This is a genomic window from Vibrio lentus (assembly GCF_030409755.1).
GTDB lineage: Bacteria > Pseudomonadota > Gammaproteobacteria > Enterobacterales > Vibrionaceae > Vibrio > Vibrio lentus.
Genome location: NZ_JAUFQE010000001.1, coordinates 755,227 through 779,086, shown reverse-complemented (window position 1 = coordinate 779,086; position 23,860 = coordinate 755,227). Strand labels below are relative to the sequence as shown.

The 23,860-nt window shown below is 40.2% G+C and carries 21 protein-coding genes and 1 pseudogene; 15 read left to right on the top strand and 7 right to left on the bottom strand.

The genetic code is table 11. The features are described from left to right. Positions 1-730: 730 nt before the first annotated feature. The 7 genes from QWZ07_RS03215 (at position 731) to QWZ07_RS03185 (ending at position 7,519) form a co-directional block, all read left to right on the top strand. The gene (locus tag QWZ07_RS03215; protein WP_122055303.1) at positions 731-1,936 is read left to right on the top strand and encodes an acetate/propionate family kinase; all 1,206 of its coding nucleotides are present in this window, start codon (positions 731-733) and stop codon (positions 1,934-1,936) included. A 308-nt stretch (positions 1,937-2,244) separates the two neighbouring features. Next, positions 2,245-4,116: a recombinase family protein gene (locus QWZ07_RS03210; protein ID WP_192852793.1), complete on the top strand. Its 1,872-nt coding sequence runs from the start codon at positions 2,245-2,247 to the stop codon at positions 4,114-4,116. A 205-nt stretch (positions 4,117-4,321) separates the two neighbouring features. Beyond that, positions 4,322-4,525, top strand: coding sequence for an MbcA/ParS/Xre antitoxin family protein (locus tag QWZ07_RS03205; RefSeq protein WP_122055301.1), 204 nt, complete (start codon positions 4,322-4,324; stop codon positions 4,523-4,525). 28 nt (positions 4,526-4,553) lie between these two features. After that, the gene (locus tag QWZ07_RS03200) at positions 4,554-5,036 is read left to right on the top strand and encodes a hypothetical protein (protein ID WP_122055300.1); all 483 of its coding nucleotides are present in this window, start codon (positions 4,554-4,556) and stop codon (positions 5,034-5,036) included. Between the two features lie 204 nt (positions 5,037-5,240). Then, positions 5,241-5,903 (top strand): hypothetical protein, encoded by a 663-nt coding sequence (locus QWZ07_RS03195; protein ID WP_016784237.1) that lies wholly within the window; start codon positions 5,241-5,243, stop codon positions 5,901-5,903. After that, positions 5,904-6,446, top strand: a complete 543-nt coding sequence (locus tag QWZ07_RS03190; RefSeq protein ID WP_016784236.1) for an ImmA/IrrE family metallo-endopeptidase — start codon at positions 5,904-5,906, stop codon at positions 6,444-6,446. After that, positions 6,443-7,519 carry a beta family protein gene (locus QWZ07_RS03185; RefSeq protein WP_122055299.1) on the top strand — a complete coding sequence of 359 codons (1,077 nt, stop codon included), beginning with the start codon at positions 6,443-6,445 and terminating at the stop codon, positions 7,517-7,519. The genes QWZ07_RS03190 and QWZ07_RS03185 overlap by 4 nt, the downstream gene beginning before the upstream one ends. On the opposite strand, the gene QWZ07_RS03180 is transcribed toward QWZ07_RS03185, so the two are convergent. Beyond that, positions 7,496-8,119, bottom strand: coding sequence for a sce7726 family protein (locus tag QWZ07_RS03180; protein ID WP_122055298.1), 624 nt, complete (start codon positions 8,117-8,119; stop codon positions 7,496-7,498). The genes QWZ07_RS03185 and QWZ07_RS03180 overlap by 24 nt on opposite strands. Before the next feature lie 636 nt (positions 8,120-8,755). Here QWZ07_RS03180 and QWZ07_RS03175 point away from each other — a divergent pair. From QWZ07_RS03175 to QWZ07_RS03160, 4 genes are all read left to right on the top strand, one after another. Then, entirely contained in the window at positions 8,756-9,529 is a 774-nt protein-coding gene (locus QWZ07_RS03175; RefSeq protein ID WP_225998408.1) for a site-specific integrase, read from the top strand. A gap of 61 nt (positions 9,530-9,590) precedes the next feature. Next, entirely contained in the window at positions 9,591-10,430 is an 840-nt protein-coding gene (locus tag QWZ07_RS03170) for a hypothetical protein (protein WP_122055297.1), read from the top strand. Positions 10,431-10,575: 145 nt separating this feature from the next. Beyond that, the gene (locus QWZ07_RS03165) at positions 10,576-11,163 is read left to right on the top strand and encodes a hypothetical protein (RefSeq protein ID WP_122055296.1); all 588 of its coding nucleotides are present in this window, start codon (positions 10,576-10,578) and stop codon (positions 11,161-11,163) included. Next, positions 11,154-12,956 carry a hypothetical protein gene (locus tag QWZ07_RS03160; protein ID WP_192852794.1) on the top strand — a complete coding sequence of 601 codons (1,803 nt, stop codon included), beginning with the start codon at positions 11,154-11,156 and terminating at the stop codon, positions 12,954-12,956. The genes QWZ07_RS03165 and QWZ07_RS03160 overlap by 10 nt, the downstream gene beginning before the upstream one ends. Before the next feature lie 219 nt (positions 12,957-13,175). On the opposite strand, the gene QWZ07_RS03155 is transcribed toward QWZ07_RS03160, so the two are convergent. The 4 genes and pseudogenes from QWZ07_RS03155 to QWZ07_RS03140 all read right to left on the bottom strand — a co-directional run bounded on the left by QWZ07_RS03155 (position 13,176) and on the right by QWZ07_RS03140 (position 17,702). Next, on the bottom strand, positions 13,176-14,042 hold the full coding sequence (locus QWZ07_RS03155) for an HNH endonuclease (RefSeq protein ID WP_122055294.1): 867 nt from the start codon (positions 14,040-14,042) through the stop codon (positions 13,176-13,178). Beyond that, positions 14,039-15,646, bottom strand: coding sequence for an AAA family ATPase (locus tag QWZ07_RS03150; protein WP_122055293.1), 1,608 nt, complete (start codon positions 15,644-15,646; stop codon positions 14,039-14,041). The genes QWZ07_RS03155 and QWZ07_RS03150 overlap by 4 nt, the downstream gene beginning before the upstream one ends. A 277-nt stretch (positions 15,647-15,923) precedes the next feature. Then, positions 15,924-16,589, bottom strand: coding sequence for a hypothetical protein (locus QWZ07_RS03145; RefSeq protein ID WP_122055292.1), 666 nt, complete (start codon positions 16,587-16,589; stop codon positions 15,924-15,926). Positions 16,590-16,828: 239 nt separating this feature from the next. Then, positions 16,829-17,702 (bottom strand): annotated as a pseudogene (locus QWZ07_RS03140) (IS3 family transposase). Between the two features lie 424 nt (positions 17,703-18,126). On the opposite strand from QWZ07_RS03140, the gene QWZ07_RS03135 reads away from it, so the two are divergent. Then, on the top strand, positions 18,127-19,095 hold the full coding sequence (locus QWZ07_RS03135) for a P63C domain-containing protein (RefSeq protein WP_122055291.1): 969 nt from the start codon (positions 18,127-18,129) through the stop codon (positions 19,093-19,095). 656 nt (positions 19,096-19,751) lie between these two features. Here QWZ07_RS03135 and QWZ07_RS03130 read toward each other — a convergent pair. Beyond that, complete coding sequence (locus QWZ07_RS03130; protein WP_192852795.1) at positions 19,752-19,967, bottom strand: acetyltransferase; 216 nt, start codon at positions 19,965-19,967, stop codon at positions 19,752-19,754. A 170-nt stretch (positions 19,968-20,137) separates the two neighbouring features. Here QWZ07_RS03130 and QWZ07_RS03125 point away from each other — a divergent pair, with 170 nt between their 5' ends. After that, positions 20,138-21,187, top strand: a complete 1,050-nt coding sequence (locus QWZ07_RS03125; protein ID WP_192852796.1) for a cysteine synthase A — start codon at positions 20,138-20,140, stop codon at positions 21,185-21,187. A 95-nt stretch (positions 21,188-21,282) separates the two neighbouring features. Here QWZ07_RS03125 and QWZ07_RS03120 read toward each other — a convergent pair whose 3' ends face one another. Further along, entirely contained in the window at positions 21,283-21,849 is a 567-nt protein-coding gene (locus QWZ07_RS03120) for a helix-turn-helix domain-containing protein (protein WP_192852797.1), read from the bottom strand. 101 nt (positions 21,850-21,950) lie between these two features. Between QWZ07_RS03120 and QWZ07_RS03115 the strand changes: the two genes are divergently transcribed. Further along, complete coding sequence (locus QWZ07_RS03115) at positions 21,951-23,144, top strand: benzoate/H(+) symporter BenE family transporter (protein ID WP_192852798.1); 1,194 nt, start codon at positions 21,951-21,953, stop codon at positions 23,142-23,144. Positions 23,145-23,314: 170 nt separating this feature from the next. Beyond that, positions 23,315-23,704: a hypothetical protein gene (locus tag QWZ07_RS03110; protein ID WP_192852799.1), complete on the top strand. Its 390-nt coding sequence runs from the start codon at positions 23,315-23,317 to the stop codon at positions 23,702-23,704. Positions 23,705-23,860 lie beyond the last annotated feature (156 nt).

Below are 23,860 nucleotides of genomic sequence, written 5' to 3'. Positions count from 1 at the left end.
AAGTGCTTATAGACGAATAGCTTAAACAGTGAATTTAAAAGCCGAGCATAATGCTCGGCTTTTTTGTGCCTGTTATTTTATTTTTCGCGCCTGTAGCACGTTCTAAGCCCAGGTTTAGCTAATGCCTCGTATCACATGGCAATCACACTCACATGCGCTTAAGGCGTTGTTTAGGGTATTTAATCAGGGAGTATGGGAGTCGTTCGCTGTCTAGCAAAAGAAATGCACAGCTATAATGAAAAATGAAAATGAATTTTGAAGTAAGAGCTGCTCAACCTTTCGAGCTGAATAAGTGATCTCTTTAAATTATGAGGCAAAGAGAAACGCCTTAAAGTCTATTCGCGGTTATTGGTAACCAACCGCTCTATATTTAAGTGTCGTGCTGTATTTTTTAAGTCGTAGCGTAGAACGCTAGCTTGTTTTGGGCTTTATGGGCTTAGTTTATGAATTGGACTTATGGATAAGATTTCAATACAAGATGACTTTGCTCTCAATGTGGTTTGTATGAACCTATCAGTTTCATAAGTGCATTTACTTCATCTAATTCAACTATTTTTTAATTTTCGTTCTCGAAAGAAATGAATTGATGACTAAGATCAACTTAATTGTGTTCATTTGGTGGTTTTTGCAAAACAAAAGTTGAAAGATTCAAAAATTATTGAATAATAGACTTAACTAAAATTGAAGCGCAAACTTCACTAAATTCGTACTGAAACAGGATCCATATCCAATGTCTAATTCGTTTGTTCTGGTTATTAACTCGGGTAGTTCTTCCCTTAAATTTGCTGTCATCGATTCTGTTTCTGGTGACGCAGTATTAAGTGGCTTAGGGGAGTGTTTTGGTCTTGAAGATGCTCGCATGAGCTGGAAGTATCAAGGTCAGAAAACAGAAATTGCTATTCAAGGTGAGGGTAACCACCACAAAATTGCCATTGGCAAGTTGGTAGGCTTGATGGAAGACCTAGGCTTCACGGCAGATATCGTAGCTATCGGTCACCGTATCGTTCATGGTGGCGAAAAGTTCACTCAGACTGTTCGTATTACTGAAGAAGTAACGAATGAGATTGAAAGCCTGTCTGATCTCGCTCCACTTCATAACCCAGCAGGTGCTATTGGTATCCGTGCTGCGATTGAAGCTTTCCCTTCTCTACCTCAGTTCGCTGTGTTTGATACTGCTTTCCACCAAACAATGCCACAACGTGCATTTACGGGTGCCATCGCAAAAGAGCTATACACAGACTTTGGCGTTCGTCGTTACGGTTTCCACGGTACTAGCCACTACTTCGTTAGCCGTGAAGCAGCGAAAATGGTCAACAAGCCAGTTGAAGAATCTAGTTTCATCTCTGTTCACCTAGGTAATGGCGCTTCAGTATGTGCTATCAAAGATGGTAACAGTGTTGATACCTCAATGGGCTTCACACCGCTTTCAGGCCTTATGATGGGCACACGTTGTGGTGACTTAGACCCAGGTATCATCGAGTACCTACTTAAGAAAGGTTGGTCACAAGAGCAAGTATTCAACTCTCTAAACAAGGAGTCTGGCTTCCTAGGCGTGTCTGGTCTTACGAGCGATGCTCGTGGCATTTTAGAAGCAATGGAAGAGGGCCACGAAGGCGCGAAACTGGCTTTTGAGGTGTTTACTTACCGCGTAGCTAAATACGTTGCTTCTTACCTTGCAACGCTAGATTCTTTAGATGGCATCATCTTCACCGGTGGTATTGGTGAGAACTCACTACCAATTCGCCGTGAGATCCTAAGCAACCTTAAGATTCTTGGTTTTGTTGAAGATGTAGCTGGTAACGAAGCAGCTCGCTTTGGCGCTGAAGGCATCATCGCTAAATCTGAAATGCTTGGCGCAGTAGCAATGGTTATTCCAACTAATGAAGAATTCGTTATCGTACAGCAATCAGTAGCTTTGCTAAACAGTACTAAATAGTTCTTATTAAATTGTAGATTAAGCCGCTGATTTTCAGCGGCTTTTTTTTATCTAAAAGAAAGTGAGGTAAGTGATATTTATAGAGTTAAAGGGTAGTTATCTCTTCTTAGTAGGTTTTCGTTTGCATGAATATTCACTTTTAAAATATTCAAAGATTCATGCCTTATAATATTCTATTTTATTATATATATGATTTTATTGGACTTTTTCTTAATTTTTTTACGATTTTCACTTGTTTGTTTATTGACGGTGCATGTGTTAATTGTTGAAATGTATTCAAATTGACGCAGAGCAATGTGAGGAATGAAATGGATAATATAAATCAACGTATACATAAATCAGCCAGACTAGCTTATATCTACTCACGAGTAAGTAAGTTAACCCAAGCTCAGCAGGGTGGTGGGATTGGTCGACAGATAGATCGAGGCATGAAGTTTGTTGAAGACTTGAACACAAAAGCTGGCCAACAAGAAAAATTTCATAGGTATGAAATTGCTAACGAAATGATAGTAGACAAAGGCTTGTCTGCATATTTGGGTCGAAACACATGTGAAAATGCAGGGTTAGGAGCATTTTTACAAGCTGCACGTGAGGGAAAAATCCCACCTCATTCGCTTTTAGTTGTTGAAGCTGTGGACAGAATTAGCCGTCTAGATCCTAGTCAGGCTCGTATGATTTTCCTCGAGTTAGCACGGTATAAAATCGATATTGCGATACAAAAATTCAATCTTGTTGTTTATCATGATGAAAAAACAGACATGGGAAGTGACTTACTGCTTACTGCTGCATTCCATCTAGCTCACATGGAAAGTCAGCAAAAATCAGATCGAATATGTGCGACTTTTGACAAAAAGAGAGAGCTGGAACGTCAAGGTGGTGTAAAACGAACTACTATTTGTCCCGCCTGGATGAAGATTTCTCCATGTAAAACAAAGTTTGAACTAATTCCTGAGAGTGTAGGTGTATTGAAACGTATTTTTAAGATGCGAATAGATCACGGCATGGGAGCAATATCTGTTGCTAAGAAACTCAATAGTGAGGGTGTTTCGAACTTCAATGGTCGGCCGTGGAGCACTAAACTAATTGAAAAGTACTGGAAAATGCCGCAATGCATTGGTGCTTTTCAGCCAAAGACTGATGATTATAAATCAGGAAAACGCAGAAAAGTCCCACTTGGCGATTTGATTACAGATTACTATCCAGCGGCTATAAGCAAGACAGATTTTGCTATTGTCCAGGATAGTTTCTCAAAATATGAGAAAGGAGCTAAATCTCATAACTGTAAAAACTTGTATGCAGGACTACTAAAGTGTGCCACGTGCGGCGGAACATTGAGTTTTGCAAAGCCAAATAGAGGTCAGCCAAAACTACGTTGTAGAAACTATTTGGACAATAGAGGGTGTACTCAAGGTCGCAATGGTTCACTAAACTACCTTCCAGTCGAAAAACTGCTTGTTGATAGCCTTTCATCTATAGAGTACTCGCAGTTGCATCGGCGTACTAACTTAACAACTGACACGAATCAGCTATCAGATATAGAGCTTGAGCTGAATAATGAGCATATGAAAGTAGCTGAGTTAAAAAACGAGCTAGAAAATGTAAGTAGCTCTAGTGCGATATCGACTCTAGCTAGAGAGCTAGATAGGGCGTGTATTAGAGTAGAAAAGCTTAAGCAGCAGCAAGCTATGTTATTAAGAACACAATCAACCCCAGATCTAAGCATCTTTGAAGAAGCAGACTTTACTAAAATGGAAGAAAGGTGTCGGTATAATAATTTTATCAGCAGCTTTGTTGACTATGTTGTCGTGTCAGGTAGCGATTGTATTGTGTGCTTCAAAGGTGACCTAGGTTTCGTGCAGTTGTTATTAGGTAACCGCTCAGAGAGGCTTAGAGAGCGTGGTTATATGCTTGGTAAAGATGTAATCGAAGGTAAATTTAAAAATGATAAAATTCTTGATGACGACAAGGTGATTCAAATTGATCTTGGTAAGTATGTGGAGAAGCAAAATCAATTTTTCGCAAAGCTCACAGATTTACCGATCCCTAGCTCTAGTGATTACTTAATGAGCATCAAATTTGCTTTTAATATTCAGATCAAGCTAGGTTTGTGTCCAAGCTTGAAGAGCGTGACGACAAACATATTAAACAGCAATGATATTCAAAATAATCTATTGAAATAGGTCTCTCCTATTGTGATGAATAACGAAAAGCTTAGAGGATCATCTGTGAGTTTTTTTTACGTTAGTTGGGTATGTGTTATCGACGATATAACATCCAAATAGGAATACTTAAATTACGCGATTTCGATCTTCTGCAAGATTTATCAGTTAATTAAGGATTATTGAATTGGCGAGGCTAGCCTCGCCTAAACCAAAGGAGCAACACATGAAAATTGAACATATTGATGAGAACATAAGAGTAAGGTTGCTCAAGCTATTTGATGGTAACAGACAAATGGTAGAAGAATGGCTCACAACATCGAAAGTTGTCTTCAATAATGAAACACCGCTATATGTTCTAGACACACCGCAGGGATACCACAAAGTACTGGAAGTCATTAATAGAATTGAGCTTGGTGATTTATCTTAACTAATGTTATAGAAATTAGGGCAATTCAATGCAAGCACCAACCTTAGATAGCATAGAGTTCAACTTCAATGATTACGATCTAGGCTTAGAGCGTTACGTCAGAGGTATCTGGGAGCTACAGATACTAAGGCTTCATGTTCTTGATGAACAACTCGATTCTTCCGTAGTCGATGAAATCAATCGAATTAACGAGTCACTTGGTATTACGGTTATCAGTATTGATTTAGTTGAACTTACCGACTTATATGCTGAGTCTGAAGATCTTAAAGAAGCGATAGAGCAAAGTGAACACCCTAAATGGCTTTGGCTTCATGGCGTCGATGCTTTGAAAGATACTCATTTTGCAGGATGGTTACGGTCATTGTTGACCGTTCGCTCGGTAGAGAATGTGCGAGTTGTCTTTGTTGCACGGTCTCAAGAGGAGCTGAGGGTAGTGTTTAGAGACATAAAGACTCCATTATATCAATCGACAATTGCACTTGATGCTAGCTTTGAACAGTCTAAGCAATAAAATGCCCAGAGAGACACTCAGTTGGGGCGGTTATTAACCGAGTTCTATTTAATGATATCTTTAGCAATATAACTATTTGTGATGCAAGGCATATTTCTTTCATAAAAAGCATACTGGATTCTATAATGCCAAACCACGGCTAATTATTCCTTATTAAACAGTTATATAGTATGATAAACCTACTTTAACTAATGAATTTGAAGCATGCCAGACGCGCCTTCCTCAAGCCCTAACATCTATAAAACAATATTTTTTGTAAGCCTGATCACGTGCTTACTTTTTTGCATTGTGCTTTTAGCGCTGCTTGTATGTTTGCCGTCACCATCATTGCTCTCTTATCTTGGGTATGCAGACTCTGTTGCACTTGCTAATGCCAACAATATCAACGACCCGTTCACATCTCACATTGTTGGTGAGCTAGTAAAAAACGGAACATTGATAAGCCTCAAGGATGTGTGGTCATTTCAAACGGGCTTTTATCAAACGATTATCACTTTCCTTATAGCCATTAACGGTTTGATTGCTGCAATATCAGTAATTTACATCAAAAGTACATCTGAAGAAAAAGCCGAAGAAATCACAAAAAAATATATGCATAGTGATACATTTAATCACGTACTTAACACAAAGGTTGAGAATGAAGCGGAATCACGCCTTCGAGTCGTGCAAAGCGATCTGAATGCTACTGCTGGTGATTTTGAGAGGTCATTAGGAACTGTGGATGAAGCTCTAGAACGATTACAACTTTTAGAAACAGAAAACCAAACCCTACGCCAACAAATAAAGGTCATTTCGGAACGTGTTGCTAAATTAGACACAGCCGAATCAGAAGGCAAAGAAACTCTACTTGTCAAAAAGGAACAATAGATGGCATTCGTTAGAAAATCTGGTAGAAAAACTCAGGCGACTACAGAATTTGAAGATTTGTCTACACCTGAACATCTAATAGCACTTGCTGAAGATAAAGGGTTGGAGACTGATCCTGTCAATGTATCTGAATTGGCCAGACATCTAGGGATTGCCGTTAGATATGAACCAATGCAAGATGAAGAATCAGGTTCACTTAAGAAAGAGAAAAAGTCAGGTAGTTGGGTAATGACCGTTAATTCACTACACCATCCGCATAGACAAAGATTTACGATAGCTCACGAAATTGCACACCGCATACGGCATGCCGCTAACAGTGACTGTTTCGAAGATACAACTTTTTTTAGAAATGGGGAAACAAACTGGATGGAAGCCGAGGCAAATGATTTTGCAGCGTCACTATTGATGCCTAAAGATGCTTTCAATAAATTCATAGCCAACGTATCGTCAAAGGTTGAAGATGTTGCTATGCACTTCCAAGTGTCTTCTCATGCTGTTCGAATTAGAGCCAAAGTTCTTGGTTATGATGGACATAATCTATGAGTGAATTTGTCTATTTCCCTATCATAAAGACTAGAGATGGCGAACTTCGCTGTTTTGAGCACATCAATGATGATGACTTTTCGAAGATTTTGCCAATTTACGAACTAACTAAATCGAGAAAAACGAAAAAAGCACCTGATGGCGATATCTATCGTCGTATGAAGCAAATTGCAGAAATTCAAAACAAGCGGCCATTTATACTTGACTTGAGTACAAATGAAAAATATATCAATCCTCAAATTGAGCAATTGTTATCAGAACACAATGGTTTTAAAGAGTGGCAGTATTTTCTTTTTGACCTTCATTGTGACTTGAACATCGTCCCTATGGTTCACTTGTATGAAGATGATGATGGCAGGTTCGAAGACGTTGAAGAGTTCGTAAGAAGTGCTTCTGCTAGGACTGACTTCCTTGCAGTTAGATTGCCATATGATTTAAGTGACGAAGAAGTTGAATATTACCTAACTCCTATAGCAAGTAACCTAAACGAAAGCTGTAAACTCTATGTAATCCTAGATGCTGAATTCGTACGAAAGAAAGACATTAATGATGTTGTTGATACTTTCATTGAAGCGTGCTCAGGTACGGAGTTATTTGCAGACAAAATAGAGGCCGTTGTGATGCTCTGCACTAGTTTCCCATCGAATGTTGCACAAACTGGTGGCGAAGATATTGCTGGTGAATTTAGGGTCTGGGAAGAAGATATCTATCAGGGTATCAGTGAAGAGTTCCCAATCAAATATGGGGACTACGTTTCAATTAACACCGAGCAAATTGAAATGAAAGGCGGCACTTTTGTACCTAGAGTTGATATTGCTTCTCTAGACGGAAAATCATTCACTTATAAAAGATACCGTCGAAACAATGGTGGATATGTAAGAGCCGCAAAGCATACCGTTAGAGACTCTGCATCATATAAGCCACTTGGTGTTTGGGCTGATGAAGAGATCCAAGCAGCAGCAAGCGATAATCCATCAGGTATCAGCCCTGCATTTTGGATATCGGTTCGCATGAACTATTATATTAAAAGTCGAATTTTACTTAGAGAATTAGATGATTCTCCGCTTCAGTAAAGATGGGGCTTTCTTCGTAATCGTATATATATCATCCGAAGTCAAATGCAAAGTGGTTTCTTGTTTCAACAATCTTGAGACCACTCCATATCTTTCATTAAACTCGTTTCTTGATAACAGTCTTAATGACTTCAATGAATTGTTTTTCGATACGTACTCACATAATTCATGCTTCGATCTTAAATTGCTTCCTTTCGATAGAGTACTCAACTTTTGAACACTTAGCGCACTGGATAACACCATTTTATCGTGTCTTTTGAAATGTTTTGATTGACGAATATGTGTAATACCATCACTTACGGCCAGTAGGATACCTACATCTCTTGAAATTGTTGCTCGTACTTCAGCCAAATTACTTGGTTCACACACGACAAAACAAAAATCAAAAAATTTTTTATAACTTTCAATTTGATAACTTAATCTAGATACAGTGTCACGAGCCCCTTTTATTTCAAAGGCAGTTAAATAGCCAGCATTCAACAATGCTAAATCCGCTCGTCTTTCGCCAAATTGAAATGAAAATTCAGAACCAGCTACAAAATTTTCATACTTTTCTAGAAAGTACCGTACTAACAATTTTTTAATTTCTAGTTCTGTCATTCGCTCAACTTTGGGCTGTATGTATATACAGCATTATCATGTATTAATTGCTTATCAGCAAGAAGATTAATGCTTCCTTAACTTGTATATCTTCCAAAGGCAACAAGGTACTTGTCTAAAGTCGTTTATGCAAATAATATCAATTGATACAGTTTCCAAATGGGCTTTGCTACATTTCTAATGGGTAAAGTCATTAAGTACGGTTTTCATGAAGAGCTCCTGGGATAAAAATTTGATTAATGCGAAATAGGGCTTAGTCTGCTCACCAAAACTTCCTCTCTTACCGTAATCATCTCATAAGTCCCATCCCGCCTACGATTAGCATTTCTTACAGCCAAAATATTCACAAGTTGAATATTTAAATCGTTATATTTCAGTTGCTTAAAGTCATGTTTAGGTGAAATTATTTTCAATTTTTTTTTGCCTCTTTTAGAAAGTCGATTATGAGAAAAAAGCCTGTGAAAACATCAAGATAGCCATTTGAATTATATTCCACTTTCGAATATTTATCCTTATTATACAATAACTTAAGTTAAGTCAATTTTGACAGGTCGTAAAAGGCGTGGTTAGATATATGAACATTCATTATCCATTGAAAAAACACAGAGAAATTGCTCCACAAGAAGAGCACCATTTTTGAAATGGCCAAAAACACTGGTCAGAAAAATGACAATAAAAACTAAAGTGCGCGGCACTAAAAAACTGCTAAAAATAAAAATACAAAAGAAACGCGTTCTCAAACGTAACCCTTCAATATCACTAGTTAAGCGTGACTACCCACTGAATTCTGTAGCTCAAAGTGTCTGCCACTTCATCCGTACACGCACTGTGGCGGAAACCACTCTTCTTGCAAAGAAATCTCATGCCCGACACGTCATCAGGCATATAGGGGATATCGACATTTCTAAACTCACAAAACAACGGATTGAGGAGTTTAAAATGGAATTGTTAGAACCTGGCGTCAAAGGCAAAGATGAGACTGGTCAGGTCTGGCTACACCCTAAGCAGTTTTTCGATGATTTTTTAGGCTCAGATGGAGTCGAGCATCGAGGGCCGAGTCATACCTGTGCAAGCCTCCACTATAACAACGGTGTTGCGGTTGCATGGATTGCAAAACTTCTAGGGCATAGAAATGTCAGCATTGTTGAAAAGCACTATGCAAAGTTCAACACGAAGAGTTTAAAACGAGAGCAAATCAAAGCTGATAACAACATTAAGCAGCTTTTTACTCAGACTGATGAAAACAGCATCGTCGTAGAAAGAGAAAAACTAAAGCCCAAGCCAAAGTCTACCTCTACCCCGTCATTAGAAAGCTTGATGTCGCTGCTTAAGATGGCCAAAACAGACGAACAACGTGAAACCATCTTCGCTGTTATAGATATTGCTATCGCCGAAGGAGGGTATCAATAATGGTTCACTTATTACTGGCTTCCTTCCTGCCTTTCTTTTCCAGTAAGAAAGGAAGGTAAGTATGGATATGAACAAACTTGAAATCGAATTTTCTGCGCGGTTAACCGAGCGCGGTCTTTCTGTCGACAAAGGCACTCCTCTTCACAAATATGCGGCATATTTTCCACCGCATTCTGAGGGGGTTCCATCAAGTGCTAAGAATTTGCAAAATCTGGCTAAAGGCTCGTTTCCACGGTCAAGAGTCGCTTTTGAGCTGTTGATTGAGGCGCTCAAACCAGCGCCTGCCATTAGACAAAAAGCAACTTGGTTTAGTGATATCGAGCAGATGTTTGTAAAGCAGCTTCATGACCGTTTTGACTCCGTTTGGGATAGGTTTGATTTAGAAGTTCAGCAACTAGCTCAATCAAGAGCTAGCATTGCAGAAGCCAAAACAGACAAGCTGATGACTGAGTTATTTGAAATAGATAGCTACGTTGATGAGTTGCATTCAACCAATGCACAGCAGTTGGAAACGATATCAAATCTAAGCGCAGAAGTTGAGTTAGTACGACAGCATGAAGGAACGATTACTCAGTTAAATGAGCGTCTAGATGAAAAGGTAGCTCAACTCAAAGAGCTTACTAGCCAACTCGATAAGAACCATCTTCTTGCTCGTGACCTAGCAGCTAAAACAGCAGATACCAACCGTCTTGAGGCGCAAATACAAGCCCTAAAAGATTCAAACCAATCGATTCAAAATGCTTACGAAGTTGAGCTTAAAAAGAACGGCATGCTTGAAGGTCAGATCCAAGAGCTAAAGCCCCCTCTTCCCACAGAGAGCCAAGCCGCCATTGATATGGTTGATGGCATGAATCAACAGAGTAAACCCAGTAACGGCATTAAGCCTTTGCAGCCAAAATAAAAAGAGCAAGGTTACTCCAACCCCGTATGCCCATTTCTTCGAAATGACGGGGTGGAACTTGCCAAAGCGGCTGCTTTGGAATCGCTTGGGCTGCGCCCAAACCCCTAACTAACTTATGAGACCTATCTGAAATAGGCGAAATATCATGACTAAAAAAAACATAAAACAGCAAATACAGAATGCGTATTTGCAAGACCAAGACGTCAAAAATCTGTTTGAATTCGAAATAGATAAGCTAATTAAAAATAATAAAACGGTATCTAAGTCAGCGCTAAAACAACATCCTGATTTGACGCATTCCATGGTGGAATCTGTCTACCCTTACTATGCCACTTCAAAGAATGCTCGTATCGAATTGAACTGTAGCATCGTTGATAAAAAGACATGGCAACACAAAGCGAAACAAGCTGATAAGACAGTATCTCAGCTAGCGATTGAATCGCTTAATAAAGTACAGATTAGAATCCCGTTTACGCAAAAACTACAATCTGAATTGAATGCTGTGGCGCTTGAGCGAGTTAGGTTCAACTCTTTGCTTAACCAGCTTGCAAGATGGTGCAACACGCACAAGAGCGGCATCGAAACCGTTCAAGTACTCGCTGAGCTTAACTACCTTCAAAAGCAGTTTGATGACCATGATTTGCGGATGATGCAAATATTTGCTCAACCTTATGACCACTATCTTTATCAGTATCCGACTGAAGATGGTTGGAGGGTCTACAAATGTCACTAATCGCCGTATTCTCACAAAGTGGTGTCGGTCAGTCTGATCCTAAAGCTGCCAGCAATTATCTGTATGGAGCGTACTGCTCATTGTCCGATGAACAAAAAGCAGAGTACTCTGATGGAACAAAGCTGATAAAGCTGGCACATGAAAGTGGAGATATTCAACTAGCATACGAGGCTAACCACACACGCTCACAAGTCCGAGGGATAAAACGAAACCCTCCACCAGAGTCAATCAACGGTAATCGAGTTGCGGTTGACTATGCGATTGCTAACAACCCTCACAAGCACAAGTATGTGAGCGGTGTCATCTCACATGCTTCAAATGATACTGCCAAGCTCATTGCCAATCCAAACATTGAAGCTGAGTGGAGAGAGCTGTTTGAAAACCTGTGTTTTGCTGGGCTTCCTAAAGATGAGCGGTTGATAGACTGGGTGCGACACACTCACCAGCCAATTATCGAAAACCACTATCTAATCCCTCGCATACACTTGCGTACAGGCAAGTCATTTAATCCTGCATATCCAGGTCATGAGCGTGATTTCAACTTGCTTAGGGATTATCTCAATTTGAAACACGACCTAGCCGACCCGAATGATCCACTGCGTAAACGCTTAACGCAGCCATCTAATAGGAATGATAAAACGTCACAAATCGTCAGGCAGCTAAACGCTATCGTTAATACATTTATTCAGCGAGAAAAAATCCGAAACCGAGGAGGTGTAGTCGCCCTACTTAATCGTGATGAAATCAAAAAATCATTTGGTATTAATAACGTTGAAACCTCACTCAACTTCGTTCGCATTCACATTGATGGTAGAGAGAAAGCGATACGTCTTAAGGGTTTTGCGTTCACAGAACAATTCACGTCATTAGCGACTATCAAACAAGGCGAACCGACGCTGTTAACCAAGCAAGAACGTTTAGATGAACTTGAAACAAAACTGACAGCAGCCATAGAAAAGCGTGCGGCGTTTAACTTAAAACGCTATGGCGAATCCCCGTCTCAGAAAAATGATGACAATACGATAGGAAAAGAAGCGAATAAAGCGTTTACACAACGAATGAATGATTCTTTCCCCATTCCATCAAGCAGCAACGACTTTCTTCCTCTACCAGCTATTGATGACAACCTGACAGGCTGGGACAAGCTCGTAGCTATAGAAAGTAGAAAGACTGCCGCTCATATCAATGCGATAGCGGCAATGTTGCAGCGAGCAAAAATACAGTCAGAACAATTAACAAAAATATTAGACGAAATGAGAAGGAAGCCACGTTATGAATCACTTAGAAAGCCAGTTGAGCAATTGTTTACTCACAACGAACAAGCAGCAAGAAACATCATTGATGATGCTAAGAGCAGAGCTACAAGAACAATCCGCGCTATTCAAAGCGACTATCGAGCAACTCATGACGGAGTATCAGAACGAACGTCGAACACTTTTGAACAAGGTCGAGACAACCCACGACAAGATTATGGTCGAGTACAAAGCCTCAGTGAAAGAGTTGGTGAAGCTATCGAAACAATCAGAGAGTCAATCGACTTCAGCGAAAGCTGCAATGAAGCGGCTAGAGACTCGTCTCAGCGCATTGGAGAGCTTACAGCAGCAACAGAGCGCGACATTGGCCAATTTCAAAGAGGTTTTGCGGATATCGTGACCCAGCCTGCGCTTCTTGACCGACTCAAAGCGCGAGTAAAACGAAATGAGTTAGAGAAAAGCAAGCCGTCACCTCAAGGTAAATCAAACAAGAAGACCAAGCGTAGAACTCAGAACTACAACAAAACGAATGAAATATAATTAAAGTAAGGAAGAAATGATGAAGAACCGTCGTTCAGACCATTGATTTCCAATTGATTTGTATTACTGGGGCGTAAACGAGACTTTGTATCTCGGTTATGCCCTTTTCCTTTTTAGTTAGACTTATTAGTCATGTAATGCAGGTTAGTGGATGGGATACATTTCATCATAAGGCTGTCGTTCAAGTTAAGTCTAAAACAGACCACTACCAGTGGATGTTTATTCTAATCTAAATCCACTATTGCAATACCAATTACTATCTCTCAAGGCTTGATACATTGCAGTTTTCCACGAATTTTTATGTTGTCGCTCTGCCGCAAAAACTCTCTTGCTGAGTTCGTGTTGAACCCCAGTGATACCACTGAAGTCAAAATCATATTGCAGTTCATATTTCAGTGTACTTAGCTCGTTTGCAGCCTGAACAGAAAACCTTTTAGCTAAATCAAAGTCAGAAAAATGAGCTAGTACTCTTTGTTTATCTATAGGGTTCCAAGCGCTTGGAGGGGCTACAAAAAAGACAATTGTAACTGGTTCTGTTTCAATAACATTCGCATAAAGCCATTGTTCGTTAATGAAATGCCCGTGATCAAAGTACGGGTGCATGCATAGCTTCCCCGCATTGGATGCAGTATTAGCGCTCTTCCCTTTATTACAATCACTACACGATGGGACTAAATTAATAGGTAATATAGATATGAGTGGATATTTTGCCTTGGGTAAATAGTGATCCAATGTGTATACATGACCGAAGCCACAAAAAGGACAGATACCGAGAGGGGCTGCAAGCTTAAGTTCATCGTAGTATTTACGACTGGGCTTTGAACTGGGGACCATTTGAGCACTGTATAGATCTTTGAGTTCTTTCTTTGTAACATTAGCAACAACGTAATCTTCATTTCCGCCTACAAACGTTGGTATCGTGAACAGGGCTGTTGTTGGAGCTAAGCTCAAGTACTGGTGGCCAGCATTTAGTAAATCTGCGCTGACAGGTTCTAGTCGATCGCGTATTTCTTGTGATGATATGCTATTAATACAGGTGTTTACAACATCCGTATAGCGCATTAAAGGGAGGTTTAAAGCTCTCAAATCGCCCCCCCGTTCTCAGTATTCGCACAAATAGCCCTTAAAATAGCTTTCCCTTCAAATCCTAATTGATGTTGATATTCAGACAGAATTTGGGCGTAGCTTTTCCCTTCACGGACACTATCTGCGAGCAAACTATAAAACCCAGATTTGTTTACTTCTAATCCAAAGATTTCTCTAGTTAAGACTCCAACATTCTCACCAAAAGTCTCGATTGTCGGCCTTTCTACACACCCAACTAAACGAGTCCTGCGAAGAATTGAAACACAAGTCTGAGGGACCTCTTGTAAGACTACGGGGGAGTGTGTTGCGATAATGGCTACTCCATTTCGATTTAGCAATAAATCTGATAATGCTCGTGTGAATGCAGAAAGAAGTGGCGGGTGTAAATGGCTTTCAGGTTCATCTATTAGAACTAGAGTTTTATCATCAACTGTTTCAACTAATTTAGTTAGAGTTAATAATACGATAGCATGCCCTGAGCTTAGTCTTGAAAAAACAGACTGTGCTATAGAGCCTAGGTGACTTCTATCTTCTGTGTTGTCTTGGTCGGCAATAGCAACTAAAGAACACAGATTCATGTCGGCAAAATTCGTGTCAGACTCTAGTTTACGGACTGCATTAATCCATCTTTCACGTTTGCCGCTCAAAGCTAAGCATACTTTTAGACTGGCAATCAATTCATTACAAAGCTCTGGTGTGGACTTTAATCTGTCCTCATTATTGTATATAGGCTGGTTGATAGTCTTTAGCCCTATATAGTAATAGCAAGTACCTTGATTTGGATTGGTCTGTGGCGCAGGTGGAGTGAAAGGATCAAAAGCACTGAACGATACAGATACAACGCTACTGAAGTAGTTATCGTCAAGAGCTTGCTTGCCCATAAGTCCATTCTTTAAAAACAAGCCTGTTTCGGCAGGTTCTCCCCTATTAGGCAGAAGTGCATCGACCATATTGTTTAATAAAGTAGTTTTACCTACACCGTTACGCCCAATTAAAACGTGAATGTTCGTAGACGGTTTGACATTAGGGTCGACACTAAAATCAGCTTTAATACCTGAGTATTTAGCATTGGCTTTTTTCTCGTATGAAAATTCAAAATCTGTAAGAGGGCGTCCACCTGCAAGAATTCGAGGGAACTGATCTTTTATTACTGAAGACGATATTGATCTTAAGATAGATTTGTTGAATACGGAGTCATTACCCACTGATGTTTGTGAAATTACGTCTTGCTCCGCAATAGATAGGCAAGTAGGGTTTTCAACCACATCCTTTATGGCTAAGAGGAATTGATTTGCAAAGTCTTTCGAAAAGTCTTCGGCAACTTTTAGGTAGTAATCTGGTTCTTGGCCAAGCGAGAAGAAGCCTTCACTTAGGCTGCTAAATTGGTTTGGTAGTTGTGCAGAAGTCCAACCTTCATTTTGCCCCCGATATCCAATTTTTACTGTACCTAGGTCATGAAAAGTACCATTCTCATCGAAGACCTTGATAAAGAAAATGGTTTTAAATCCGAAATCGTCCCAATTGTCTTCTATTAGAAATACAGTATTTTGACCTTGTGAAGGTACAACTAAACTTCGTGGTAATTTTTGGAAAAGAAGAGCCATTCGATACCTTGGATAGTAAGTTGGAATGTTATCCATGTATCATATGTGGTTTTGAGGCTCTTAACTAGAAATAATGAAACAAGGTCAGAGGATACCAGGACTCGATAATACCATCTTCAAAGGCGAGGCTATACACCACATTAGAAACAAGTGATGTCTTGATATTCTGATATAAACGAGCTTAATAGAAAAGACTTGCTATGCGATCTAGTGATCCAATCGAGTTGATTGGATCTATTAGAATGATTTCTTTCAGGCTGCGATCAAAGAGCTAAAATTATTGATTCTCTAAGCTTTTAAACTTGTGGAATTTAATTTTTTCATTAGACAGAGTGATCGCTTTGGAACTTGCAGCAATCAATACAAAGACTAAACTCCAGATAAACGCGTAAGTTGACTGGTTGAGACCAACTGAACTGCAGACAAATTCAAATTGTTTTATAAATTTGAACATGTAAACACCTGCAATAACTTGCAAGAAACCAACAAAAGTATGGTTTATAGTTAAGATGGCATACCTCAATAGCTCTAACGTTGATTTCTCGACACACTTTTGCGCCATAGCCCCGCGTATTACAAGAGCATTCTGGAAGGTGTCATGAGTTAGCCTTCTTCGTATTTTTCGTTTAATCCATCGCTTACTTTGCATTAGGAATGAGATGGGATACAAAAGAAGAGGTGTGATGCCGAAGACTAAGCAAAATAGCACTGCTAACCTAAAGTCGACCACTTGAGATAGAAACACTTCAGATAGATTTGGTATAGGTGCTACCTGATGTTCCACTGATGTGAACCATGACTTCACACTTAACGTCCATCTCTCAATGGAACGGTTAGACAAAAAAAGAAATGGAAGAGCTGCAATCAAAAAACCATCAAGACTACACTTGGGTATATGAATGATGGCTTCTTTTAAGTGTGAGCAAATTCTTTTTACAAACATGAATGATTTACTTTAGCTTATTGGTTTATAGAGGGCGATACTAGGTGGTTTAACTCAAAAGCAAAGTGATTAACATGTAAAATTTTGTAAATTTACTTATTAGATTGAGTAAGTTATCAAACCTAGTGGAATAGTTATCGAACAAAAGCTCTATGGTTGCTAACGACTGTACTGATTTTGAGGTCAGTGTGTAGTGGTCAACTGATATTGGCCACGCTCTTAGAGTTTAACCAGAACAACTATTCTGATTCATTGGGAGTCAAACCACCATTGTATTGGTGCGGGCGGAGTTGGCAATAATGTATCGAGTAATTTCTTGTTGTGCCTCTGCAAAGATCCGATAACCTACTGTAGGTATCCATTCCGTCTTCTAGCTTCTATAGAAGCGCTCCATTGATCAATTTCCTCGTCGAGATAAGCTTTGCTTGATCTGAAAGCGCCACAGTAATTGCCGATAACTTCGGCTTGTATAATGACTGCCTTGAACGCTGTGGAACATGACGCCTTGTGGTTTACCACGAGACTCATAAGTCATGGCTAGAGCCTTACTCGTTAATTGACCATCGAGCGAAAATGACATCGCCCAACCAATCGTTTTTCTAGCAAACAGATCTATAACAACGGCTAAGTACATCCAACGATTACCTGTCCAAACATATGTAACATCACCAACCCAAACTTTGTTTGGCTCCGTAACAGCAAACTGGCGACCTAAGTGGTTTAGGATCTCAATATGTTCTTGTGATGCTCTACGATATCTGTGTTTTGGTACTTGGCAGCTCACTAGGCCAAGAGCTTTCATGAACTTCGTTGCTCTGTAACGACTCTGGTTAGTTCCCTGAGTCGTTATTATGTCAGCAATGGTTATAGCTCCCGCAGAGCCGTTGCTTTTATTAATATTTCATTATGCTCTTCAAGGCGAGCTAGCTTCTTCTTTAATTCTCGTATTTCAATTTGCTCAGGGGTCATTGGTGATGCTTTAGGTGTTTTCCCTTGACGTTCATCTTTGAGTTGGCAAACCCACTTATCCATCGTGGACTTCCCAACATTCATGGCTTGATCAGCCTTTGTCACTGAGTAGTTTTGATCTAGGACTAGTTGTGCAGCTTCTATTTTGAATTCAGCGAACCACTACAGTTTATACCGACATAAGTGCTTAGGTTCATATTCTGAGAAGAGATTTATTTATTTAAAATAAAAATAGAAAAAAAAGACAAACTTTTTCTTTAACAAAAGAAAATAGAATAAACAGCAAGTTACACAAGCTTGAAATAAAAACGTAACTTGGTCTTTGAGTAGGCAGCCTTTATGGTTCCATAAAGGCTGGTAAATGTCAAATGTTGCATTTTTGTGTAACTTCATAACATTGCAAGTATTTGTTTATGCGTGTAATTTTCAGGCCTTCGGCGCTATTGACAGATTTATTTGTTAATTTCATGTCGGTGTTTTTTATTAAGATTTTTTCTTTCAAAACGTCTTAATTAAAAAATAAAAAAACCAGTAAGTTTAGCAATTAACAGATTTGTAGAGTTTAAAAATGCAGCGATTACAGTTATGCACCCCTTTCATCATTGACAATCATCACCCTCAAACATTGAGTTCGAATATAGACGGTATTCGCCATATTCACTCAAGAAAGAAAGGCCAAAATCGTATGATCTTAGGAGATACCCGTATTGACAGTTACCTGATCGAATATTGGTCAGGCCAAACGGAACGCTTTATGACGTTGAGAGGAGTTCAATCATTATTGGGGTTAACAAAAAAAGATTCGGGGCAAACACTTCAGCGCTTGGTCAGAGGCAGTCTTAATCCTTATTTATCAGAGAAAACACTAGAGTTTTTTGCTAAGCCAATAAAACTCAATGTTGGGCCCAAAAACAAAGCATGGGTAATAACTACAACTCATATGAATGATGTTTTTAAGGCTCTGGTTCTTGCAAGTATGGATAATGCTCTTGATGCTTCATTATCTCAGCTAGCAAAAGCTGCATATAAATTCCAAAGCGCATTTGCACTATCTCGCTTAAATTTGTTGATCGATCGATATCATGGTGTAGAAACCGATATGGAACAAAATGAGTTAGAACTATGGCAAGAATTAGTGTTAGAAGAACCTAGACCATTGAGTCAAACGGTATCAAAGTTTCCCGAAAGTTTTTACCTACAACAACGTCGAATTTATGAAAAAGAGGAGCTTTCATTAAGCGTTTTCCGCCAGTTAAGTTTTTTAGGACATAACACGAATTCACTAGTGTGGAGGCAAATAGACCCTGAGCTATTAGCTCACATTGAACGCAAAAATCCTATTGGTGAAAGTGGCTACCGAAAACAAAAGTTCCGTCAGTTTATTAGTGTTTACGGAGAGTATCTGGTTCAAAAATTTATTGATAATGCAGTAATCGCATTGGAAGAGTCTTCCACAATGGAGGAGGCGAAAAAACTAGTTACGATCCTTAATAAACAACTAAAACTTACTTTTTCTAGAAATCGGATTGCGCATTAATGTTTGTATACAATCAATATTTTTGAATGGATAAAAACTTATTACCACTGATTGATTTCGGACTGAGCCATGGCATCGATATCTGAGATCTATTTACGGCGCTAATATTGGTGTTCACTGTGATCACTCTCTACCAGCTAGCTCGAAAATGGCCAAAACTATGTTAGGCATTTCAGGATACTGAAAAGTTTCAGGTAAACTCTGCTACTTCATAGATTTCGATTAACTACAAAGTAGTGTCTAGCTGAAGTCATTTACCATAGTCTAGTCTTGGTGGTGGAGATCAGTTTGATAGTCCTTCGTTACCGATTACTAATACTTCTTCACTGAGATGTTGCTCACAATTACTACAGTTAGCCTGTGTTTTCTAGGTTACGTAGTCAGCGAACTAATTATGCATGTCATACGAATGCCAATCCAACCAACGAAGAATTCGTTATTGCTCAACAGTCGGTAGAACTTCTGTAATCGAAGCTAAAGCCTAAGCAAGACAAATATTGAAAAGCGAGCCCAAGTGGCTCGCTTTTTTGTGTCTAGTAAAGATGCGTCTGAACGTTTTAACCGGGGGCTAAATTAACTATGCCATTACATAGTCCACATGGCTATCGTCAAACGCTGTTAGAACAGAGTGTTATGGTGCTCCGGAATCGGTAAAGTTATTTAGCCTCTGAGCGGTAGTTTGGATCTGTCCAGCATCGAGGTAACTCTTCACCTGATATAAATACCAGTTCGGACTTTTTAAACATCTCAGGGTCTTGCTGTTCCTCGCCAGCTTGAAACCGACCTTCGATGCTGTCCTGAAACAAGTTGGTCAATTTGGTCATTTCAGTAACATCTACGAGGTCACCGCTCTTTTTCTGTTTTAGAAACATTTTGCTACCCTCAATTTAATCGATCACCCCTAATTATAATTGCTATTTAGAAAATGAGAGTCTTTTCAAATCCGGCACTCCTTGACTAAGTAGGGCTCAGAGCTACGCTTATGATCATCGATAAACCAATCGATGAACAAACTCACCCTTAACAAATAAATGGAGTCGCGATGTCATCTGCCCATATTGCAAACAATCTCAGTGAACTGATTGGCGATACCGATCTTGTTAGAATTAACAGTCTTTCAGAGATATCAGGTTGTGAGATTCTTATTAAGTGCGAACACCAGAACCCAGGTGGTTCGATTAAAGATAGAGCGGCACTTCAGCTTGTGATGGATGCAGTAGAAGCCGGTAAGCTTAAGCCGGGAATGACAATCGTTGAAGGTACCGCAGGAAATACGGGGATTGGCCTTGCTCTAGTGGCTAAATCTCTCGGTTATAAAATGTTGGTGGTGATGCCAAAAGGGCAGGCACAAGAGAAAGAGCGTATGGTCTCGCTTTATAACGCAGAGCTGTTATTGGTCGACCCTTGTCCTTTTGCAAATCCTGAACACTTTTACCACACGGCAAAGCGGATCGGTGTCGAAAATGAAAATTATTGGTGGGCAGATCAGTTCGAAAATCTCAGTAATTATCGAGCGCACTATTTAAATACTGGACCGGAAATATGGCAGCAAACTCAAGGGAATATTGATGCTCTAGTTTCAGTGGTGGGGACTGGTGGAACCATTGCCGGAAACTCACACTACCTATCTGAGCAGCAACCGAATCTCGAAACTTGGTTGGTTGACCCAAATGGGTCGGGCATTTATTCGTTTCTCCGTAATGGACAGTATCAATCCACAGGAAGCTCGTTCACGGAAGGCATAGGGATCATGCGAACGGTTGAAAATTTCAGGCAGGCAAAAATCAATCGTGCAATCACGCTGCCCGATCAGGATTTGGTTACGATATCCCGCCTTGTTGCGGAACATGACGGTATTCTTCTAGGAAGCAGCTCGTCGTTGAACGTAGCAGGAGCGCTATACGCTGCGGCTAGAATGGGGAAGGGGAAAACCATCGTTACATTTAGCTGTGACCTTGCTGAGCGCTCGTATTCGAAGCTGCACAACGAAACGTTTCTGAAAGAAAAAGAGATACAGCTTAATAAAGAAAACCTTTCTCAACTATGGTCTCGTTATCAAGAAGAAGATGGCAGCATGGTCGTCAACGTATAGTCGTTCTAAGTTAATACTAGCAAGTGGTTTGCCACTAATCCGTTAGAGCTAAGCATCCGGTTAGCTCTAAACATCCGTTATCGACAAATTCGGCACTATTGCTTGCTGTAAGGGTAGTGAATTACATTGTGGAATACAGCATTTCCTTCCCCAACATTTTTGTAGCCATGATTCTGGTTGGCATTGAAGCGAACGGCTTGCCCTGCTCGTAACGTTTGCCACTCACCATCAAACAGCACAGCCATCTCTCCCGAAATACATAAAATGTGCTCAGTGACGCCTGCGTTATGTGGTTCGGATTCATGGTGGTAATCGGGTGCTAGAGTGAGTTCGAATATTTCAAACCCTAGAACTTCCTCAAAGGGAAACAACAAACTGACGAAGAAACCAATGTTGTATTCCTCATGCCTTAGTTCGTTTGCATCTCTGAATAAGCTCGTCAGTTCACTGTTTGAGCTAGCAGCGATAAAACTCGAAAGTGACACCTCGAACCCAGAAGCTATCTGCCAGAGCTTAGCGACTGTTGGGCTTGATTCTCCACGTTCAATTTGTCCTAGCATTGCTTTACTCACGCCTGTTGCTTTTGCCGTTTTGTCTAAGCTCCAGCCTTTCTCTTGTCGAAGGCGTTTCAAGTTAACGCCGACTTTAATTTCTGTTTGCATCTTTTCTCTACAAATTTTTTAAAAAAATCAGTTGTGCGTTATAGCGCACAGGTGCTAAGTTCAATCTATGGACGTTATAACGCACACAGGAACAAATTAACATGACTAAGCTAAAGTTTTCTCACGTCAGTACCGGCTTTATTGCTGTTTTCATCGGTTATGCGAGTGCTGCTGCGATCATTTTCCAAGCGGCAATGAGTGCAGGAGCAACTGAAGAGCAAGTCGCGTCATGGTTTTGGGCGTTGGGAATTGGCATGGGCGCCACTACGATATTGCTCTCGCTCTATTACAAGAGACCTGTGGTTACAGCTTGGTCGACCCCCGGAGCAGCGTTGTTAATTACTTCTTTGGAAGGGTTAACAATGAATCAGGCGGTTGCGGTGTTCTTTTTTAGCTCTTTGTTGATCACGCTGGTTGGCTTAGCGGGAATCTTTGAGAAGGTACTTAAACAGATCCCAACATCAATCGCATCTGCCATGCTGGCGGGGATTTTGTTGCAGTTTGGTTTGGGTTTATTTACGTCGTTAATGGAAGAAGTTCAGATAGTTGCGGTCATGCTTGCTGTTTTTATTTTGGCCAAAGCAAGGCTAGGAAACTTACTGATCCCAAGCATTTTCGTTATTGCTTTGGTGATGTGTGTCGGTTTTGGCAAACTTGATGTCAGTCAGGTCACAGTCGGTTTAACTGTACCGTTTTTCATTATGCCTGATTTTGAGTTCTTCTCGTTGGTTAGCGTCGGTATCCCACTGTTTATTGTGACTATGGCTTCGCAGAACTTGCCAGGTTTTGCTGTGCTTAAAGCGAACGGATACCAAGTTGATTCATCTAAGATCATCACCACCACTGGTGTGACCGGGCTATTATTCGCCCCGCTTGGAGGCTTTGCGTATAACCTTGCAGCAATTACAGGGGCGATCTGCATGGGTCCCAATGCAGATGATAATCCAAAAACACGTTATATGGCAGGGGTCTCGATGGGGGTATTTTACCTGTTAGCTGGTGTGATGGGGATGTCATTCGTGTCGTTGTTTAGCGCGGTTCCTTCAGCGGTTGTGATAGCTGTCGCGGGGTTAGCCGTGATGCCTACATTGATGAATTGTTTAGCCGTTTCGATGGCAGACAACCACTATCGAGAGCCCGCACTTTTTACTTTCCTATTCACGGCTTCTGGCACCAATTTACTAGGGATCGGCAGTGCATTTTGGGGTCTGTGCATCGGGTTATTTTGTTGCTGGTTACACAATTACAAGGCTAAGTCGCGTGGAGTAGACAAGACTTCGCAAACTTCGTCGTAATGAGATGATCTCCCAAGTGAGCGAAGCCTTTAATTTATCAGTCGTCATTATGGCGCTCTGTACTTGGTAAAAATATTCTGATCGAAACAGCCTTAGGTTGTGATTGAGATAGTATTTTGCTACAAAACGCGCATAATCTCGCTATATAACATTTAAAGAAGAAATTACTTATGACTAGCTTTCAATACTACTTTCACCAACTGCCTTGCTTCGACTGTAAAAAAACAACGGTAAGTACTGATCTTGGTTGGTTAACGCCTGCGATGAAAGAGGATGCTATCGCTCAACTGACAGCGACTCTTGCGCAAGGTGAGATTACACCTGATCTTTCAGCAAACGTGGTTTGTACTAAAGATGAAGCTCGTGAGTACCTACTACTAAACTTCTTCGGTTATTCAGAAGAAGAGCTAGCAAGCGACATCGAAGCGGATGATGAGAAAGAAGTCGCGGATGAAATCGCAGAGCTACTGGAAGAAGGCAAAGACACCATCACTTTCGAGCATGAAATCGCTCTTCAGTGTTGTGCCGATTGTGACGTTGTTGAAGAAGAGTCAAACTAAGCTCTTGTATTAAGGGTATTAAACCAAGTACTTGTAATACAGTCAGTATGTTCATCATACCCATATGATGTTCAAATGATTAAAGGCGTTAGCGAATTGAAGTTCGCTAACGCCTTTTTTGTATCTCTACGTCTTATCTCTAAGCTGCATTAGATC